The sequence below is a fragment of the Paenibacillus wuxiensis genome (genome assembly GCF_040195695.1).
Taxonomy (GTDB): domain Bacteria; phylum Bacillota; class Bacilli; order Paenibacillales; family Paenibacillaceae; genus Paenibacillus_B; species Paenibacillus_B suaedae.
Genome location: NZ_JBEFZI010000008.1, coordinates 161,825 through 177,296, shown reverse-complemented (window position 1 = coordinate 177,296; position 15,472 = coordinate 161,825). Strand labels below are relative to the sequence as shown.

The window sequence follows — 15,472 nt, the reverse complement described above, 5'->3', positions numbered from 1 at the left end:
GATAGTGATGGAACATGAAATGGGATATGATAATGAAAAAAATAGAAAAATGGTATCAAACTATTATAAAATCTTAGGGGATGATAGGTTTTTAACGATTTTAGACAGTTACTCAAAAGGAGAAGGATATGGAGTAGAAGCAGTATGGTGTGTATTTGCTCATGAGTTCAAGTCATGGGAAGAAGATTATTTCGGTGATACGGGGGTTATATATTATTTTGATTATCCTATTGTGCCAGAAGAAGAGTCAGTTATTTTAGATAATGAAGTTTTTATCAAGTATTTGAAAGAAGCATCCGATGAGTATCTTACCCGTCATCCTGATCAGCTTCCTACTATAGAGAATTATATATCTAGGATTGAAAAAGAATTCGTTTCAAGATAATTGGCTGAAGACTTAAAGTCGAAGAGGAATTGTTGGGCTACCCAATGCTAAATGAACCCCTCATTCAGCCAATAACACATATAACCCATGTAGTAACCGTATGAAGATTTCGCCAATACGGTTGTACGCACACGAAATACTTTAGTTTCATTACCTAAATAATGCTACTGCGTTACATTGAGCAGGTCGATTATGTTCAGATGCTACCATGATTGGCCTGTTTTTTTGTTGTCTTTGTTTTCTTACAGGTTTGTAAAATAATATGCATCTGTAGTTAACGCTGCCCTCACAGGGAACAAAAGATTTTCGCAATTTCGAGATGACATAGTTCGAACATTATAGTGAAAGGGATAAAATAGCAATTTTATTCCGCAACAATCTAGAAAGTAGTCGCGATAATTATTGTGCAAGTCAATAAATCTGGTGATGACCAGTTGACATAGACAAGTAAGGATGTTTCGGGCACCGACTTCCCTACTCCATAGCCGCCCGGTGGCGGCATAACAGCACAAGAAGGAAGGATTGCAGATGAAAACAAAGTACAACGACTTCTAGCTGGCTAAGAATGACAAATCCGTTAATGCGTGCATGGATGAAGTTTCCAAGGAGAGCAACTTTACAGGTTTATGCTTCGTGTATTTTCCGCGTGTCGTTACTTCCGGAATCCGGAACAATAACGTTTCTAATGCTAACTACTGCTTTTTCCTCTTGGACTTTATAAACTCCTTAAATTTTGTTATCTCTTCGATTTCTTCTTGTGTCCAGTCTTCTTTGTCGATATCTTCTGTACTTTCTCCAATCAGTTTTGATACCTTGACTCCTAATGCATTTGCGATTGCTTGAATTGACTCGAAACTAGGATTATATCTTTTTCTTTCAACATCCGCAATATATGATCTGGATAGATTCGCAAGCTCGGCTAATTCATGCTGAGTAAGACCTTTTTCCTTGCGAATTGCCCTCATGTTCTCTGATAAAGCCATTTTAATTCCTCACTTTTGCTTGTATTTCCGTCTTTGAAACGGTCTTCGTCTCGTTAAAGACGAGCTGGAAGGAAGACTCAAGGTTACATATACGTATAGCGAAGTACTGTTACGTAAGAAATAAGAAAGTAGGTGAGTTGGGAGTGAGAAAGGCAGTCATTGAAATTGGGCGGGAACACGATATCATGCATTTCGACGGATACTTAGTCACGGACGATTGTCTTATTGTAATCGAAAAATATGTAATGTGGATGTATAAAGTGTATGTAAAAGAAGAAAGCGGAATATTCGTGAGTGATCAAGCCGGGTTATGGCTAGGAAAGCTGCAGCGCGAAGAAGACGATGAGCAGATGCTTATATTACGAGTTCTCAACTTCATGCAAAACATGTCCTTTTTTGAATTTCTTCGCAATCATCATGACTGGTCAATTGACTACGATTTTTGCTTCGTTGAGGCGGTGATTTAGAAAGCAGTTAATGTTGTCCAATAGCGAAGGCGCTCTCATAAATCTGATATCATCCGAAGTTCAATCTGGGCTTTCATCTACCAAGATCAGCGCGGATGTCGATACGAAAGAAGTGGCAGATGCTCTCACCGATGTAGCGATTCGAAGTGTAGTCACAACGATGACCGAAAATATAAGTATGGAGATGCAATTGATACCGTAACCAATATGTTTGTTTTACAATATGAGGAGACGGATTGGGCATTTTTAAAGCGTCTGGCCTCTCGCTTTGGGTCAGTGCTGGTGCCGGAGGTAACTGCAGCGTCGCCTAAGGTCTTTTTCGGAATGCCAGTAGGCAAACTGTACGAGCTGGAACGGGATGTAAGTTACCGTAGGACGTTCCATGAGCTGGAGACGGGGAAGCCGGGAAGACGTGCGGGCTCGTATGTGACCTACGTGATCGAAAGCCTGCAATACTATGCGTTGGGAGATAGCATCGCGTTACCGATTGGATCTGGGAAAGAGCTAGTTGTTGTTCGGGCAGTAACACGGATGAAGGATGGACTGCTGCTTACCCGTTACGATCTCCAGGCTGAACAGGATATTCGCTATGCCCGCTATGAGAATGATCAAGCTACGGGGATTGCGCTGACGGGCAGCGTGTTACAGGTACAGCAAGATTTGGTACAGCTCCAACTGGATATCGACCCTAAGCAAGACCCGGCTAAAGCATGTTGGTTCCCGGTGGCCACGCGCTATGTAGCGGAAGAGCATAGTGGCTGGTACGATATGCCAGAGATTGGGGAGCGTGTGGAGCTTTACTTGCCGACGAGCCGGGAACATGAAGCCTATGTCATGGATTCGCGACAGCATCGCCACACGCAAGGGGAGCCAGACGTTAAAGTATGGAGACATGCGCAAGGAAGCGGCGTGGACATGTCTGAACAAGAGCTGACTCTGTCTACCTCGGGAGGATTTTCAATTACACTCCATGAAGGGAACGGCATTACCGTCAGCAGCCCGGGAGATGTAAGGATTCAAGGCGGTCACGTGAAGCTGGATGCGGGTCAGGAGCTGTCGCTTACCGCAGGAAGTGCATTGTACCTCACAGGCGGAGCCAGCAGCATGGTACTAGATGGTGAAACGGATATCAAGGCCCCGGTGGTGGATCAAGAGGGAACGGTGAAGGCCCCAGTGTTCGTCATGGATCTTCCTCCCGTGCCGGAGCCGCCACTAATGAACATCAAAGACTATGAAGCAGCACAAGCCGCTGCCAAGAAGGGTTCATCTAACAACACAAATACCCCTACCGCGAAGATCACGAACCCGGCGGATCAAAAACAAGCTGATGGATTGCTGGGTACGGAGTCCAAACTGCTAGGCGCTATTCCGATGATAGGGGCAGTAGCTGGAGCAGTAGTGGGAGTAGCAATGGGAGCAGCATTAGGCGGATTTGTCGGAGCGGCTGTGAGTACGAGTCTACTAGCAAGCGCTGCTGTTCCTGTTCGAAGTACAGGGACGAGTCATGCTGGAGGTGGAGGCGCAAAAGGTGGATTGCATCCACTGAAATATCTGGCCGGTTTGTTCATGCAAGGACTCATCAGTCAATACGAGCACGAGAAAGCCAAAGATGCCTATTATAGTAAGTGGCTGCTGGGCAAGGTGTTCACAAGTGCGCGTCATATAGCAAGTTCTGGCGGTCTACTAGAGCTGGTTCAAAACATGGAAATAGAGTCGAATGCGATGGCTCAAGCGTATCAGCAGATTCCACCTGAAGTGAGACAACGCTGGAAGGCAAGCTACGATCGTAACATGGCAGAGCAGTCGAAACCGAAGCAAGAAGAATCCCGGTCATGGCTGGCTATGCTAGGCGAAGCCCAGATCCAGCAAGCGGAAGCTCAACTCGCGATGGGAAAGAAAATTGCAGAGGTGGGCGCGCAGACCGGAGAAGAAATTTGGTCTGGAGTTAAAAAGACGGGAAATAGCTTTGCGGAAATAGGAATTGATTTTTGGAATGGGTTAGAAGTACGTGCAAACAAATCGTTAGATTCTCCATACGACTTTGGCAACTGGTTAACGGTAGGGGCATTTGACGAAGTGAGTAGTAGAATTGAAGGATACAAGACAAGGGCCGACATACGCAACGATTCCCCATATGACTATGTGAACTGGTTGTCATCGGGTATTGCAGGTTCCTTCAAAGAAGCATTTAATCCAGATGATCCATTATCTAAGGAGCATTGGATGAGTTCCTTTGACGTAGTCACTTTAATTTTAGGGGCGAGAGGAGCTGCACCAAAAGGTGGAGGGCCTACTCTTCCGAAGGTGAGTGCAAAGACGCCGGTGCCAATAGGTGGGGGGTCAACTGTAAACTGGGGTATAAAGGAAAGATTGGAAGCCTTTCAACAGTCCGCTAGTCAATTGTCCAAGAACAAGTTGGTATACGATGGGCCAAATGCGAACTATAAATCGTCTACACAAAAACCTCTTGAACCGACGAAGAATCAGATTGAGGTGCGGAAATACTATCCGGGGAGCGATCCGAAGAATTCAGCATCGGGTTCTACTTCGGGAAAAAATAAGAACTCAAGCGGTGGGGGTACGGGGAAAGTTAGTTGGAATCTCGATGATTTAAAAAATACAGAATCTTTCAAAAAAGGAACGACGAGTAACGCACTAAATCATATCTTTGAGGGCGAAATTATAAAGGGACAAGCAGTTGGATTTCATTATGAAGGTATGCCAAATAGTAAAGGGAAAGTTGTTGGAAATGTTGATCCCCCTAATGAGTATGGTGTATACAGAGCCAATATAGAGGTTGATGGAATACTAAAGAAAGCTAAGACTACGTTTTTTCCGAAAGATTGGACACCACAACAAGTAATTGACGAGATAAATATAGCTTTCAACAACAAAGTTGTTTACAAGAATAATAGATATAGAGGGACTGCAAGTACAGGAATTACTATTGAATTTATTATAAAAAGTGGCAAAATTACGTCAGCATATCCGTTGTATTAAGAAGAATGGAGATAACAACATGATTAAATATTTGTATACAATTGAATTTAATGAAGATTTTAATGAGGTTATTTTGGATTTTGGTATTGATACATCATTAAAGAATGGTTATCTGATTAGTAATTCACTAGGTTCGGATATTTTTGGCGATTTTGCTACTGTAAAGGATGAAATTGAAAAATTACTTGAATTACTAGCAGGAAAGACAACTTTATATGAAGGGGGGGGGAATGTAAACTTAATAAAATCAGATGAATTTTTTACAACTATTGAAGATATCTTTGCTGAAGATGATGAAGAGGACAGTACATGTAAGATTGAGACTTTAGAATATACAAAGATCATACTGGTCTGGGCAAAAGAAAATTTTCAGTATAAATGCAAGCGAGGCGTTATGTTAAGAGAAGAAGCAGAAATAGCAATAGACTGGATAAATAAAAAATGCATTGAGGTGTATGAACTAGCGAGTAGATAGAGTCTGTCATAAATTTTATGTAAACTCTTTACAGTCTTAACAAGAAGGTCGTACAAGACAACCAACAAACCAAACACTAAATAATTCAAACACCTGATAAACTTTCAAAAGCTCTTTCACACTTGAACTATGAGTAGGAAAGGGCTCTTTTGCATGTCAAGCAACCTGTCCGAAGCTTAATAAGCCGAAGGAAGGCATTGAGGGGATGATTAAATCTCGGGGGAAATATTTAAGAGAGAAATATGGGCAATTAAGTTCTCAAGAACTGCATCAGCGTATAAACCTAAGGGGAGCTGTCCATAAAGAACTAAATAGATTAAAGAATAGTGAATTAACTAAGAAAGAACTAGATCCTGCTGTTGCTGGTGTACTAGATAAAAAACTGGGAAGTATTTTTTGATATTAATGATCCCGAGGGCAATGTACCTGTAACACAGCATAAAAATAATTAATCAAAGAATTGTAGGCATGCCGAAATAAATAGAGGAAGGTTATATTAAATCACTCGGGTCAGGTTCTCATGCTGAAGTAAGAGCTCTAAATAGAGCATTATTAGCTCGTCCCGATGCTGATATAGAAGAGTTCATGATATTCGTAATTTCTGCTAGAAAAATAAATAAGAAGATGCCAATTGGGACTCCGATGCCTCGCTGCCCTCATTGTGAGTATATAACAAAGGGGACTCATTTTATACCGGAGGTGCTAAAACATAATCATGGGAGATAAAGAAATAAATTATTCACTTGAAGAAATTATTGATGAAGGTGTGGATTTTGGGGATTTGTGGTATTCATCATCAAGTGATGAAGTACTAGATAATGCTGAGGGCGAGAACGGGAGCCCTTTCAATGGAATTGCTTATGAGACGTATGCAAATGGTATGTTGAGATATTTCAGTATTTACAAAAATGGGTTCCAACATGGATTAACTCATGAATTTTATGAAAGCGGGAAAACAAAATCGAAGCAATGGATCGCGGACAAATCATTGGCAAGAAGATAAGCTGGTATGAAAACGGGGAGATAAAATCAATTGGAGAATATGAAAATGGTATAGAATTGAATTATCAAGAATGGGATGAAAATGGAAATCTAGCTGTATCGAGAGTGTTAAGTGAAATTTGTGACAATTATAAGTTGTTAAATTTACGTAGAGAACAAAGAAAGAATGAGCAAACAGATTTGAATTAGTTGTGATAATAAAAGGTTTTTTATGTAAAAATAAGATTAATAAATAATAGAGAGATAGAAGGGGTCAACCCATTCTATCTCCCCTACTTTCTTAAATATTTTCGTACAAGTTGGTCAGCCTGTCGAGTTACCTCAGGTAGTAAAGAGAAACCTTTAATAACCAATCACAAACTGTCGGCAGAGAAATGCGATGGCCAATGGATATAAAAAAAGTCATCTTGCCTCTATTTTTCTTCTAAGTGAGCTAAGTATCTATTTACCAATTGATCTGCTTGGCGGGTTGTTTCGGGTAAGCGGAAATGAGGAGCTAGCTGTAAAACCCATTTGCATGCCGTAGGTAATGAGATTCGGTGTCCTACGGAGACATAAATTGGCTTTATGTTATCCTGGGTTCTTAATACGACACCAACTTTGTCAGATTGATCAACTAAAGTTGCATATTCCCCTCTTTTTTGACCAGGTTCTTCGGAATCTCCAATTAACTTGGTTTTACCACATCCTATTGTTGGAATGTTAAACAGTACTCCCAAATGACTTGCTAATCCAAATCGTCTCGGATGAGCGACCCCTTGTCCATCACAGACTATTAAATCTGGTGTAATAGATATTTTACTGAATGCTTTAATAACCGAAGGTAATTCTCTGAATGAAAATAATCCAGGAACATAGGGGAAACTAGACCTACCTTCTACTACAGTGCTTTCAACTTGTTTTAGAGTAACGGCATCAAGTATTACAACGGCAGCTACTAATCTATCACTATTTTTACTATAGGCTACGTCAACACCAGCAATATAGTTAACTTGATCTAGTTGGTCTTCCTTTATTACTTTTAAGGCAAGCTCTTTTTGGAGAATAATTGCCTGTGATTCGCTTAAATCCCATGAATGCTGAATAACTTGTTCGATATCATTTTCTCCTTTCATAGATAGATCAGTAGTATTTTTTTTATTATAGCATGACTCGTTTGATACTATATCGCAAAAGTAAGTTGATATAATGGTGATAGTTATTAGTAACATAGACGTGGGGATCATCTTCTTTTTTTCTGATTTTAAGATTACAACATAGGGGACGGAACAAGCTAAACAAGGTTACCTTCTGAAAAGAGGAGAGTGAAATTGAATATGAATATTGATACATTTAAACTAATTTCATTCAGAGGTAGAGTTGCATATGGGATTAGTTGTTTTGAGAATGCACTAATATCATTAAAATACAATTCAGATGATTGGAAAATTGTTTTGAGATATCTATGGGAATTCACAAGTTCAAATAATTTAGAAGACTGTAACTCAGCAACAGCTGAATTAATTCCTGAAAATTTAATGGAAACTAAAACATATGATGAAGATTTTGAGCGGATAAGTGAAGATGAATACCTATGTTTATATAATCTATATCAAAATATTGACGAATCAATAAATATCTTACTACGAGATATTCATGAACTGGGAGTTAGTCATGCTTATACTAATATTAGTGGGTATGGGGAAAGAAGTATGGATGCATTGGAGACACTTATCAGTCATATGTTAAATAACGACTTTCCATTACCTGATATTGAACCATTTTTGAAATCTTCTATAGAAGAAGACGATGGGTGGGGAGATGAGTTTGAAGGTATAAAATTATCTAAAATTCTTTAAGGGACAGTCAATCAACAACAAAATTGTACAATATAACGACATACTCGATTAACACGTTTGATAAACTTTCAAAGGCTTATTCCAACTTGAACGATAGGGAGGATGAGCCTTTTTAATATGCCAATAAAGAAAAATGTTAGTTGTCCCAATCGTGGATCAACCGAAAACCGAAAATGAAATTGTAGATAAAATAACTGATCTTGCTGGCGGCGCAGCAGGATTGGTTGTGCATCCAGGAGGCATTGCGTGAGAAAGTTGAGGGGGCGGGTAGTGGTAAGAGTTATTCTGAAAAGATACCTCGAGCGTAACCAGAATGGGATGATTATTTCCGTTCAAAATATGGTGATAAGAATGTTGAATGGAAAACTAGTTCAGAGTACTATCTACATCCTCCTAAATATATTCCTTATACACCTAAAATCAGACCAAATGCAATAATTACAAAACCTCCATTACCTAAAGGTGGGAAACCAGAGGGGAATTATGCTAAGATTCCACCAAAAGGTGATAGAGGATTAACGAGTCAAAATGAATCTGCTGATGTACTTGCAGAACAACGATATCGTACAACGATGCTTCCTGAATTTGACAATGGTAACGGGTATGGAATCGTTCCCGAAAAAAGTCCAGACTTTATCATAGAGGGGCAGGTGTTTGATTGTTATGCTCCTAATACAACTATTCAAAAGAACGTACTTGACATGCTTAGAGATAAAACTACAAAACAAGCTAGACGAATAGTGCTAAACTTAAATGATTACCCTGTTGAAAAAAGGGCTGAGCTTATTGAAAATCTAATTAGTCAAACACACAAGGATTTAAAATACCTAAATGAACTCCTAATTATCGAAGGACGTCAAGTAACTAGAGCATACTGGAGGTTTGAATAAGATGGATTTTAGACTATCAGTTGGTTCTAATTTGCCTAAAGAAGAATTGGGGAAATTGCTTTACAATATGATTTACGAAGTATTATTTGTAGAATTAATTAATTATGAGGCAGAGGTATGGGATCGAACTGGTACTCAATACGTGAGCATCGGTTGCACATATTTTTCAATGAGCATTAATTTAGATGATGAAGATGACTATACAGAACGTTTTCGAGATATGAATCACGAAGCGTACGGTGTGAATACAAATGTACTTATTAGTATCCAATTTATAACGCGTATGTTTGATATCGGATGGTTAAAACTACTCGAAGTAATTGGAAAACTATTGCGGTTAAATAATCTGGATTTGGTTGTTGAGGATCACACAACGTATCCTCTATTAAAAAGGGATAAGGGGCGTTTGTTTATTAATAGTAGTTTAGATTATAGGAAATGGTATATGACTACAGAAAATCTAGCACTACTGAATTATCCTTATCAAGAAGAAGATTTTTTTAAAGATAGTGAGAAATAGAAGGTAAATTCCCCCTGTTTGTAGAATGACATCAGAGTTTTTAAATTATCGTTTATTACAACCAACAGCGCCACAATGCGAGCTAACTGCCCATTGTGGTATTCTTTTTTCATTTGCCGCTATATCTCAAGTAACACAATTGGCGGCTGTTCAAAAACACCCCATCCAGTGCCAAATGAACTCACTATTCATTTAATACCAGACTTAACCCAGGCTTTGAATGATGGAGCTAAAATAGGTGATTTGTACCTTGTACACTGCTAAAACAATCCCTGCTGAGTTTGGGGCAGCAAAGGAAGCTTGTCAAAATTGTACGTTTACTTTTGAAGGAAATGCCCTTGATGCACTTACTAGGTGGTATAAAGGAGACTAATAGATGATGAGTATGGAAAAATTTAAACAAATTTCATTAAGAGGTAGAGTAGCTTATGGAGTTAGCTGTTTTGAGAATGTCCTTCTAGCTTTAAAATATAATCTCAATGATTGGAAGATAGTTTTGAACTACTTATGGGAATTCACTAATTCTAGCAACTTGGAAGAATGTAATACAATTGCAAATGAATTAATTCCTGAGAATTTGCTGGAGTTTAAAACATATGAAAAGCATGAGTTTGAACGATTGAGCAAAGAGGAATTTCTGCACTTGTACAAACTGTATCAAGATATTGATGAATCCATTAACTCATTACTTTACAGTATTCATGAGCTTGGCGCTAGCCACGCATATGGTACGGTTAGTGGTTATGGTAAAAGTAGCTTAAAATCTTTGGAAAGACTTATAATTTTAATGTCAGATCACAAATATCCATTGCCAAGTGTAGAGAAATTCTTAATATTTCCTATTAATAAAAATAATGGTTGTGGTAATAAGTTTGAGGGTACAAAATTATCTAAAATTCTGTAACGTCTTTTAAAGAGCAGGTATACGAAGCCCCGGTCGGCTCAACACGCTTATCGTTGCCGCAGCATCTAGTGCTTCTGTCGGCAACGATAAGCCTAAACTTGCAAATGAGCTGACCGAGAAGCTGGTTCAGGTTCGCAAGCGTGAAACCTTCGGCCACTGGGAGCTGGATACCGTTGTCTCTAGCCGTGGCAAAAGCAAAGCTTGTGTAGCTACTTTTATTGAGCGTAAGACTCAACACTACTTAGCCATGAGGATGCCCGATCGTAACGCCTATCGATGGAGGTTGCCCCTTGAGAACTCTCATAAATCTAAAGTTTATTTTGTAGATCCGTATTCTCCTGGCAACGATGCTATCTCTCTCATTAATAATCGTCCACGTAGATGTCTAGGCTGGATGTCTGCTCACGAAGCGTCCATGAATGAACGGTCGTACTTAGCTTGACAATCCGTCAAATAAATAAATCCCAGGACTTCACCGTTTCCTGATCAGTTGAGATGGACTCACTTTCTGAATTTGAACAAGGATATCAAATGTTTTACCTAATGGTACATCAACAGTCGTTGGGAAATCTGGACCTACCGTTGTTACTCCGGCAAAAATGGCATGTTGCTCGTTTAGCCAAGTTTTAGTCACTCCGCTTGCCTTACGCAAATCAACAAAAAACTGGTCGTATTTTACTTGTCCAAAGGTATAGTTGTAACTATTCGGCTCATCTAATTTTAATGTTCCATAGGGACCGAATTCTTGGTTAGTGTTGTAAACATTGTAACGTCCCTCATAGACAGATGTTCCAATGGATACATACCGTTTTCCATAATGTTCTGCTAAATGCTGCCCAGCTACTTTAGGGTATACGAAAGGGATCATATTTGTTTTCGAAACGTGCCCATTATGGCCCCACACGATTGTTTTTCCTATATGTTCTTCTGTCCATTTCGCATTCTCATACATGGCAATATCGTGTTTCAAATAAAAGTCTTCCAGGTTATCAGGAAATGCGGCTGTCATTGTCGTAAATTGCTCGATAATACGGGCATTTTGTTTGATCCATGCGAACTCTGGGGATTTTCCATTCAGTTTATTTTTATTTTGCTCTAATAAAGCGCTGATTTGTTTCGCATCTGAAACATACCGTGCTTTCGTTTCTTTCTTAAGATCGCCAAAGGTATCTAAATCCTTCGTTACAGGAATAAGGCCTTTCATCTTTTGTTCGAAACGAGTGACAAGTTTCGGATCGTATTTCTTTACATACGCTAGGATATTGTTATAAACACTCTCGTTTACGGTTTGTATATCCATCCCGATGATCCGTATTTTGGATTTATGCTTTGGAACAGCATTATATTGGCGTATCCATTGAAGCAGATCTATGATTTCTTTCGTGTTAAATACAGGACTTAGATATTGGCTTGGATCCCCTTTACCCGTAAGAACATAGCGATCGAGTCCCAATGCTCTGTCCCATCCCTCTTCTAACACTAAGGCCTTAAAGCCCATTTCAGCTGTCAAATAATTAACAATGCGATGCTTCATGGTAAAAACTTCGTGAGCCCCATGCGTCGCTTCACCTAAACCAACAATTGTAGCTGATCCGATCATATCCTTAAGCGGACTCAAATCATGAATAGGTGCTGTTGGATCCGTTGTCTTTAATGGCATTGCATGCTCTTCTAACCATTTTATATGTTGAGCCATTTGATTTGTGTTGTAGGAACCTGTAACAGGAACTTCTGCTTTCGAAGTTGCATAAGTACTTCCTGTAAAACTAGATAGAGTGATAATAGAGGCAGCAATTGCGATACCCATTTTCTTTTTCATAGAATCCTCCTGAAATACTTTATAAGTTGGTTTGTTAAGATAAATATATTCTAGTTCCTAAAAGTCTCTTTTTTCTTACTAGGTTCTTAAGTAAACCTTAAGATGCTTATGTATATACAAAAGACAAAGCAGCTGCAATCCTTATAGTTGAAGGAATATCTATTCAACCTCTTAAATCTGCTGTAAAGAAATCGGCTCCTACGTTTGTGCAGCAGCAGTTCAGGCATATCCATCTCTCAAGGAATACATAAAGAGAGCTTTCCTAAGAAAGTAGAAGATTCTACTTTTGGGAAAGCCCTTTTTTATTGCGTGCGTGTGCTGTTTATTCTATTCTTATGGCTGAATTATCATCTTGATCGCATTAATGAGGCAAGTCGTTGGATACGACGGATTGAAGGGTGCGGTTCCTGTCCGCGTTTAATTCCCAGAACATCGCGCCACGTAATCCTTTGGATTTGATGAATTCATTTTTCAAATGAATGGATTGCTCGTCATCATACGAAATAAAGACTTTTGTGGATGGGTTGTAGAGGGATGGAGTTTGCGTCACATTGTTCCAGTAGCGGGTATAGCCTTGGCCAGCAACCGTATATTTACCTGTAGAATCAGCAGACAGCAGGCCGGTGTTCTGCATGTGGGCGAAGTCATACGTCGAGCCGCTGGAACCGCCAGTGGCTTCACCGCTGCAGCTTTGGTACAGTCCGTTGTTATTTGGACCCGCGTTGCATCCTTTCCAGCCATAGCCATAGAATGGTTCGCCTATGGTTATTTTATTGGCAGGAATGCCTTTATTCAAATAGTTGGTTACGGTGGAATTGATGTTGAATTGGCTGCTGCCGTTTGTGTTGGCGGGGTCGTTATACAATGGCGATCCGATGCCGCTTGTCGCATCCCATGGGCCATAGTAGTCGTAGGTCATGATGTTGATCCAGTCCAAGTACTGTGCAGCGTTGGACAGCCAGTTGTTGGTGCCGCCTGCATCTGCCAGGAAGCTGGAGTTCGCACTGGAAGCAATCGTAATGTAGTAGCGCTTGCCGTCTTGCTGTCCAGCTTTATCAAGAGCTTGGCGAAGGGTTTGCAGCAGCAGGATGTAGTTGGCTTTGTCAGCTGTACGTTGGCAAGTCTGACCTGACGCGCAAGGTACGCCAACGCTGTTCGGATATTCCCAGTCGATGTCGATGCCATCAAATTGATACTGACGTAAGAAATTGACGGCGGAAGTGGCGAAGTTGCCTCTTGTCACAGGGTCATTCGCGGTGTTGGAGAATTGATTGGACCACGTCCATCCGCCGACGGAGGCGAATAATTTCAGATTCGGGTTGGTGTTTTTCAGCTGTCTTATCGTAACCAGTTGGTTGTAACCGCCATCAGCTGTACCGTCTGTAAATGAATCTCCAATTACGATGGAACCGTTCGGCGCATTATTTGGGGTGCCATTGCCGTTTTGGCAGGTCCATGTGTTTGGATTTGGATTATCGGGGCTGTTGGAAGGATTTCCATGTCTGCCGTTCCAGCAAATATCAAGGAATGCATAGTTGATAACCGTTACTTTTGTCGGGTCAATTTTGGCAGGCGTGAAGGACGGCGTATCGTAAGCAGCCCAGCTTGGGAAGTATCCTATAATCTCATATTGGGATGAAGGTTGGGAACGTGTTGTAACGGTGAGCGCATTACTGGCGGAGGATACATTACCTGCGGCATCTTTTGCTTTCACAGTAAAGGTGTAAGCGGTGTTGACAGTTAAGCCTGTAACGGTGTAGGAGGTTGTATTCGAAGAACCTGCCAACGTCGTGCCATTATAAATATCGTATCCGGTGACGCCGATGTTGTCTGTCGAAGCGGTCCAGCTTAAGGATACGGAGTTCGTCGTTACGGTAGGAGCTGTTAAGTTGGCGGGCGTTGTTGGTGGCTCCGTGTCTATAATAACAGCGCTTGTCGTGACATGGACTGGTGAGCTGGCAGCGGATACGTTGCCGGCGGCATCTTTCGCAGTGACCGTGAACGTATAGGCAGTGCTGGCATTCAAGCCTGTAACGGTATAGGAAGTAGTTGTCGAAGAACCGGCAAGTATGGAGCCATTGTACACCTCATAACCTGTGACACCCACATTATCCGTTGAAGCCGTCCAGTTCAATGTAACCGAGCTGCTGGTCACGTTGGAGGCGGTTACATTAGCAGGTACTGTCGGAGGTTGGGTATCCGGAACAATAGCCAATGTCGTTGCGCTTACAGGCGAGCTGGCAGGGGAAATGTTGCCGGCAGCGTCTTTGGCTTTAATGATGAAGGTATAAGTGGTATTTGGAGATAAACCTGAAACGGTGAACGTTGTCGTTGCAGTCGAACCCGCCAGTGTAGTTCCGTTATAGACGTCATAGCCTGTAACACCGACATTGTCGGTAGATGCCGTCCACCCAAGGGTGATGGATACGGTTGTGATATTGCTGGCCGTAACATTTGTTGGAGCAGTCGGCGGTTCCGTGTCAGCAGGAGCTAATTGTTTGCTCCACAGTGCAGGAACGTTTGGTGGTTCCCATCCGACAAGAGAGGTATGTCCTTGTACACATTGGTAGGTATCGGTTCCATAGGTGACGAGGTCTCCTGTTTTATAGGCCGTATTCGGTGCCCAAGGTGATGCAGCGAAAGCAGTCAATGGTACAGCTGTGAATACCAAGATGAAGACTAGAAACAAGATTGCACTAACTTTTTTGACCTTTCTCAATCTTAATCACACTCCGTTTCATATTGGGTTAGGTTCGCCAGACCTGAGGAATACGGCAAACATCTCCTTTCACGTACAAATCTATGTAATCGCATTCAAATCTCTTAGAACGATAGATGGGTGCTAGATGGATCAGAATGCGAAATTACAAGCCAAGGCAGGGTTAAGATGCTCAAATTAAGGCGGTATCTAAGACAAACATTAGAAACGGCATAGTCTTGTATGTGTTAGTGAAGTGTGAAGAAGGCGTTATTCATCCAAAGAATCCATGTGCTATAAAGAGGGGGAAGAGGTGGAATAAAGCGAATCGCTTTAACAATTTGCAGTCATCGTTTGACGTGTTGCTTGAAATTTAGTAGTTCATAAATACTGGGTCAAATCGAGGAGATCACATTTATAGATTTTCCAGCTAAACGTTTTAACACGAAAATAAATATATGCACGAGGCGAAGCGAGTATGAACGTTATGA

The 15,472-nt window shown here is 40.9% G+C and carries 15 protein-coding genes and 2 pseudogenes; 13 read left to right on the top strand and 4 right to left on the bottom strand.

Features of this window, described 5'->3' with window-relative positions; genetic code table 11:
* Positions 1-7 precede the first annotated feature (7 nt).
* Entirely contained in the window at positions 8-385 is a 378-nt protein-coding gene (cdiI, locus tag ABN764_RS19620; RefSeq protein ID WP_446672819.1) for a ribonuclease toxin immunity protein CdiI, read from the top strand.
* A gap of 692 nt (positions 386-1,077) precedes the next feature.
* Here cdiI and ABN764_RS19615 read toward each other — a convergent pair.
* Positions 1,078-1,368 carry a helix-turn-helix domain-containing protein gene (locus ABN764_RS19615; RefSeq protein WP_446672818.1) on the bottom strand — a complete coding sequence of 97 codons (291 nt, stop codon included), beginning with the start codon at positions 1,366-1,368 and terminating at the stop codon, positions 1,078-1,080.
* Between the two features lie 143 nt (positions 1,369-1,511).
* Here ABN764_RS19615 and ABN764_RS19610 point away from each other — a divergent pair, with 143 nt between their 5' ends.
* From ABN764_RS19610 to ABN764_RS19580, 7 genes and pseudogenes are all read left to right on the top strand, one after another.
* Complete coding sequence (locus ABN764_RS19610; protein ID WP_446672817.1) at positions 1,512-1,835, top strand: hypothetical protein; 324 nt, start codon at positions 1,512-1,514, stop codon at positions 1,833-1,835.
* A gap of 165 nt (positions 1,836-2,000) precedes the next feature.
* Positions 2,001-3,779, top strand: a pseudogene (locus tag ABN764_RS19605) (contractile injection system protein, VgrG/Pvc8 family); the annotation flags it as partial.
* Between the two features lie 279 nt (positions 3,780-4,058).
* The gene (locus ABN764_RS19600; protein WP_446672953.1) at positions 4,059-4,835 is read left to right on the top strand and encodes an EndoU domain-containing protein; all 777 of its coding nucleotides are present in this window, start codon (positions 4,059-4,061) and stop codon (positions 4,833-4,835) included.
* A gap of 19 nt (positions 4,836-4,854) precedes the next feature.
* Positions 4,855-5,310, top strand: a complete 456-nt coding sequence (locus tag ABN764_RS19595) for a hypothetical protein (RefSeq protein WP_315746989.1) — start codon at positions 4,855-4,857, stop codon at positions 5,308-5,310.
* 205 nt (positions 5,311-5,515) lie between these two features.
* Positions 5,516-5,710 carry a hypothetical protein gene (locus ABN764_RS19590; protein WP_446672816.1) on the top strand — a complete coding sequence of 65 codons (195 nt, stop codon included), beginning with the start codon at positions 5,516-5,518 and terminating at the stop codon, positions 5,708-5,710.
* 80 nt (positions 5,711-5,790) lie between these two features.
* Positions 5,791-6,036 carry a YwqJ-related putative deaminase gene (locus ABN764_RS19585; RefSeq protein ID WP_446672952.1) on the top strand — a complete coding sequence of 82 codons (246 nt, stop codon included), beginning with the start codon at positions 5,791-5,793 and terminating at the stop codon, positions 6,034-6,036.
* A complete protein-coding gene (locus tag ABN764_RS19580) occupies positions 6,026-6,313 on the top strand; it encodes a toxin-antitoxin system YwqK family antitoxin (RefSeq protein ID WP_446672815.1) in 288 nt (95 codons plus the stop codon). The genes ABN764_RS19585 and ABN764_RS19580 overlap by 11 nt, the downstream gene beginning before the upstream one ends.
* Positions 6,314-6,725: 412 nt before the next feature.
* Here the strand turns inward: ABN764_RS19580 and nfi are convergent, their stop codons facing one another.
* Positions 6,726-7,427: a deoxyribonuclease V gene (nfi, locus tag ABN764_RS19575; RefSeq protein WP_268625030.1), complete on the bottom strand. Its 702-nt coding sequence runs from the start codon at positions 7,425-7,427 to the stop codon at positions 6,726-6,728.
* A 201-nt stretch (positions 7,428-7,628) separates the two neighbouring features.
* Between nfi and ABN764_RS19570 the strand changes: the two genes are divergently transcribed.
* The 5 genes and pseudogenes from ABN764_RS19570 to ABN764_RS19550 all read left to right on the top strand — a co-directional run.
* Positions 7,629-8,150, top strand: coding sequence for a hypothetical protein (locus tag ABN764_RS19570; protein ID WP_446672814.1), 522 nt, complete (start codon positions 7,629-7,631; stop codon positions 8,148-8,150).
* A 572-nt stretch (positions 8,151-8,722) separates the two neighbouring features.
* Positions 8,723-9,040: a CdiA C-terminal domain-containing protein gene (locus ABN764_RS19565; protein ID WP_446672813.1), complete on the top strand. Its 318-nt coding sequence runs from the start codon at positions 8,723-8,725 to the stop codon at positions 9,038-9,040.
* A gap of 1 nt (position 9,041) precedes the next feature.
* Entirely contained in the window at positions 9,042-9,560 is a 519-nt protein-coding gene (locus ABN764_RS19560; protein ID WP_446672812.1) for a hypothetical protein, read from the top strand.
* 376 nt (positions 9,561-9,936) lie between these two features.
* Positions 9,937-10,464: a hypothetical protein gene (locus ABN764_RS19555; protein WP_446672811.1), complete on the top strand. Its 528-nt coding sequence runs from the start codon at positions 9,937-9,939 to the stop codon at positions 10,462-10,464.
* Between the two features lie 130 nt (positions 10,465-10,594).
* Positions 10,595-10,906 (top strand): annotated as a pseudogene (locus tag ABN764_RS19550) (IS30 family transposase); the annotation flags it as partial.
* A gap of 30 nt (positions 10,907-10,936) precedes the next feature.
* Here ABN764_RS19550 and ABN764_RS19545 read toward each other — a convergent pair.
* Positions 10,937-12,283 carry an erythromycin esterase family protein gene (locus tag ABN764_RS19545; RefSeq protein ID WP_446672810.1) on the bottom strand — a complete coding sequence of 449 codons (1,347 nt, stop codon included), beginning with the start codon at positions 12,281-12,283 and terminating at the stop codon, positions 10,937-10,939.
* A gap of 361 nt (positions 12,284-12,644) precedes the next feature.
* The gene (locus ABN764_RS19540) at positions 12,645-15,002 is read right to left on the bottom strand and encodes a glycosyl hydrolase family 18 protein (protein ID WP_446672809.1); all 2,358 of its coding nucleotides are present in this window, start codon (positions 15,000-15,002) and stop codon (positions 12,645-12,647) included.
* Positions 15,003-15,472 lie beyond the last annotated feature (470 nt).